Origin of the sequence: Pantoea sp. ME81 (assembly GCF_903970985.1) — a bacterium.
GTDB classification, from domain to species: domain Bacteria; phylum Pseudomonadota; class Gammaproteobacteria; order Enterobacterales; family Enterobacteriaceae; genus Pantoea; species Pantoea communis.
Genome location: NZ_CAJCKS010000292.1, coordinates 1 through 3,661, shown reverse-complemented (window position 1 = coordinate 3,661; position 3,661 = coordinate 1). Strand labels below are relative to the sequence as shown.

Here is a 3,661-nt window from a genome sequence, read left to right as displayed (position 1 = left end):
CATTTGGCGCGTCGGCCATTCCCAGTGCGTTTCCTACGGGCGTGACGTATTACGATCCCGCGCGTGCCTGGAACGGTTATGTGGTGATCCCCGGCAGCGATAACCAAACCCACTTAATTGATATGACCGGGCAGGAAGTGCATCGCTGGGCCTATGAAGGATTCCCGAGCTGGCCAATTCCCACTGATCGCGTCAACGGCCAGCGGGGGCATCTGCTGGTACAGCTGGAGCGTCAGAAAGATCTCGATAAGGAAGCCAGCCCCGGCAACGGCATGGTGAATGCCAGCGTGGCGGAAGTGGACTGGAACGGTGCGGTACAGTGGCAATACGGCAGTCAGCAGCAGCCGGTGCATCAACACCATGAAATCCAGCGCCTGGCAGATGGCAACACGCTGGTGCTGGGCGCGGCACTGCGCCAGCTGCCCGGCTACAACTATCGCATCATCGATAATACGCTGGAGGAGGTGTCGCCGCAGGGAGAGAAGCTATGGAGCTGGTCGGTGGCCGATCACCTCAATGAGCTGGGTTTTTCTGACGCGCAACTGGCGATGATCCGTGACAGCCAGGACGCTGACTTTTTGCATATGAACACGGCGGCACCGCTGGGACCAAACCCGTGGTTTGATAAAGGCGATCAGCGCTTTGCCCCTGACAACATCCTGTTTAACTCGCGCAACGGCAACGTGGCCGTGATTGTCGATCGGCAGACGGGTAAAGTGGTGTGGCGCATTGGGCCTGATTATCCAGCGCTGAAGCTGGATACCCCGCTGCCGCGTCCACTGGATCAGCTGATTGGCGAGCACGATGTGCACATGATCGGACCTGGCTTGCCGGGTGCTGGCAATATTCTGATTTTTGATAATCAGGGCAACGCCGGATTCCCGCCCACGCGACAAGGATTCTTCTCCGCTTCACGCGTCATTGAAGTGAACCCGCAGACCAAACAAATCGTCTGGGAGTACACCGGCGAGAAATCAGGACAAGCGATCTCCACCTTCTACAGTGCCTATATCAGCAACGCGCAGCGCCTGCCGAATAGCAACACCTTGATCAACGAAGGGCAGAGCGGCCGCCTTTTCCAGGTGACACCGCAGGGCGCGATTGTCTGGGAGTACGTCAGCCCGTTTTACGGCAAAGCGATGCCGCGCGATCACTACAGTGGCAACACGGTGTATCGCGCCTACATGGTGGATTACCGCTGGGCACCAGATGGGACGCCGCACAGTGAAAAGGCGGTGACAGCGGATTGCATCCGTTATCCGGCGTTACCGGGTTGTCCGGCGCTGACATCCTCACAGTAAGAAATGTGCGTTACTTCTTTAATCAGACTGTCATTTGGCCGTGACAGAGTGCCTGCATCACGAAAGCAGAATATTCCGCTACATTTGAGCCTGGTCTTGTCGATATAAGAGTGTAGGGAAAGTAAAGTCGCGCACCATTTTAAGGAAAAACATGAACACATTGCATAAGTTTCAGGAACAGCACGATGACGTGCTGGATGCCGATGATCAGCACATCATCACGGTGAATCTGCCGGGACGTCAGGCCATCTACGTGATTGGTCAAAACGATGATGATGCCGATATGCTGTTAGACGTACAACTCGGTGCGATGTAAGCATCGCGCAGTGCTCACCCCATAAAAAAATCCGCAGCCATAAGCCGCGGATTTTTAGTTTTAGCACGGCTTAAAGCCTTACTTCACGCAGGCAGAACACTGATTGTGGATCTGCTGGAAGAAGTCATTGCCTTTGTCATCCACCAGGATAAACGCCGGGAAGTTCTCCACTTCAATCTTCCAGATGGCTTCCATTCCCAGTTCCGCGTACTCCACGCACTCCAGACTCTTAATACTCTGCTGCGCCAGTACCGCTGCCGGGCCGCCGATGCTGCCGAGGTAGAAACCGCCGTGTTTATGGCAGGCATCAGTCACCTGTTTGCTGCGGTTGCCTTTCGCCAGCATCACCATGCTGCCGCCGTGTTCCTGCAGCAGGTCAACGTAGGAGTCCATACGACCGGCAGTGGTTGGGCCGAGTGAGCCGGATGCATAACCTTCCGGGGTTTTCGCCGGGCCCGCGTAATACACTGGGTGATCCTTGATGTACTGCGGCAAACCTTCGCCGTTGTCGATGCGCTCTTTCAGTTTGGCGTGGGCGATATCACGCGCCACGATAATGGTGCCGTTCAGCGACAGGCGGGTTGCCACGGGATAGGATGACAGCTGCGCCAGAATGTCACTCATCGGGCGGTTAAGATCGACATTCACCACTTCGCCTTCGCCCTGCTGACGCAGTTCTTCCGGGATATAGCGGCCTGGGTTATCTTCCAGTTTCTCGATCCAGATGCCTTCGCGGTTGATTTTGGCTTTGATATTACGGTCAGCCGAGCAGGACACACCCATGCCGACTGGGCAGGACGCGCCATGACGTGGCAGACGCACCACGCGAATGTCGTGGGCGAAGTATTTACCGCCAAACTGTGCGCCAAGGCCCAACTCTTGTGAGGCTTTCAGCAGTTCCTGCTCCAGCGCGACATCACGGAATGCCTGACCGTGCTCGTTACCTTCGGTCGGCAGTGAATCGTAGTAGTGGGTGGAAGCCAGCTTGACGGTTTTCAGCGTGCTCTCTGCTGAGGTGCCGCCAATCACAAACGCGATATGGTACGGCGGGCAGGCGGCGGTGCCGAGCGACATCATTTTATCGACCAGATAATTCTTCAGCTTGGCCGGGGTGATCAGCGCTTTGGTTTCCTGATACAGATAGGTTTTGTTGGCAGAACCGCCGCCTTTGGCGATGCACAGGAATTTGTACTCGTCGCCATCCACGCTGTAGAGGTCGATCTGCGCCGGCAGGTTGGTGCCGGTATTGACCTCTTTGTACATATCCAGCGCGGCGTTCTGCGAGTAACGCAGGTTGTCTTCAATAAAGGTGTTATAGACGCCTTGTGACAGCGCGGCTTCATCGCCACCGCCGGTCCAGACGCGCTGGCCTTTTTTGCCCATGATGATCGCCGTGCCGGTGTCCTGGCAGGTCGGCAGCACGCCTTTGGCGGCGATTTCCGAGTTACGCAGGAATTGCAGGGCAACGTATTTGTCGTTCTTGCTGGCTTCGTCATCCGCCAGAATCGCGGCAACCTGCGCCTGATGCGAGGCGCGCAGCATGAATGAAGCATCATGGAATGCCTGCTTCGCCAGCAGCGTCAGGGCTTTCGGATCGACTTTCAACACCTCTTCGCCATCGAAGTTGGCTACTGAGACGTAATCGCGGCTCAGCAGATAGTATTCGGTATCATCTTTGGCGAGAGGAAAGGGATTCTGATAATAGAAGGGTTTGTTCGACATGTTGGCTCACTTAGCTTCGTGTCGCCTGTCAGAGTGGCAGGTGACAAATTAGGCGATCTGTTTTTAGATTTTCTCTCGCCAGCCCTCCGCAAGGGCTGACTGGCGAGCATCATAACACTTTCACGGTACTGCGCGGCTCCGTTTTTAACATCGGAGCAACATCGTCAGAACATCATCACCATCCACGGGTAGGCGATAACCATCAGAGCAATCAGGAAGATGGCACCAAAGATAGTACCGAGACGCCAGTAATCTTTGGTTGGCAGGTAGCCGCTACCGTAATAAATCGGGCTAGGGCCGGTGCCGTACGGGGTGATAATAC

At 55.7% G+C, this 3,661-nt stretch carries 4 protein-coding genes; 2 read left to right on the top strand and 2 right to left on the bottom strand.

Features of this window, described 5'->3' with window-relative positions; translation table 11 throughout:
• Positions 1–1,301 (top strand): aryl-sulfate sulfotransferase (locus H7A81_RS26435; RefSeq protein WP_182059250.1); only part of this gene is annotated, 1,301 nt, incomplete at its 5' end.
• 151 nt (positions 1,302–1,452) lie between these two features.
• Positions 1,453–1,617 (top strand): hypothetical protein, encoded by a 165-nt coding sequence (locus H7A81_RS26430; protein ID WP_166931753.1) that lies wholly within the window; start codon positions 1,453–1,455, stop codon positions 1,615–1,617.
• Between the two features lie 78 nt (positions 1,618–1,695).
• Here H7A81_RS26430 and fumA read toward each other — a convergent pair whose 3' ends face one another.
• Both fumA and H7A81_RS26420 read right to left on the bottom strand, forming a co-directional pair.
• Positions 1,696–3,339 carry a class I fumarate hydratase FumA gene (gene fumA, locus H7A81_RS26425; RefSeq protein WP_097119217.1) on the bottom strand — a complete coding sequence of 548 codons (1,644 nt, stop codon included), beginning with the start codon at positions 3,337–3,339 and terminating at the stop codon, positions 1,696–1,698.
• Between the two features lie 164 nt (positions 3,340–3,503).
• A partial coding sequence (locus tag H7A81_RS26420; RefSeq protein WP_182059249.1) for an anion permease occupies positions 3,504–3,661 on the bottom strand: 158 nt, incomplete at its 5' end.

What these genes read in the sequence shown, in the direction of transcription:
- H7A81_RS26430 (WP_166931753.1), top strand. Translation starts at nt 1,453, where the DNA reads ATGAACACATTGCATAAGTTTCAGGAACAGCACGATGACGTGCTGGAT.
- fumA (WP_097119217.1), bottom strand. Translation starts at nt 3,339, where the DNA reads ATGTCGAACAAACCCTTCTATTATCAGAATCCCTTTCCTCTCGCCAAA.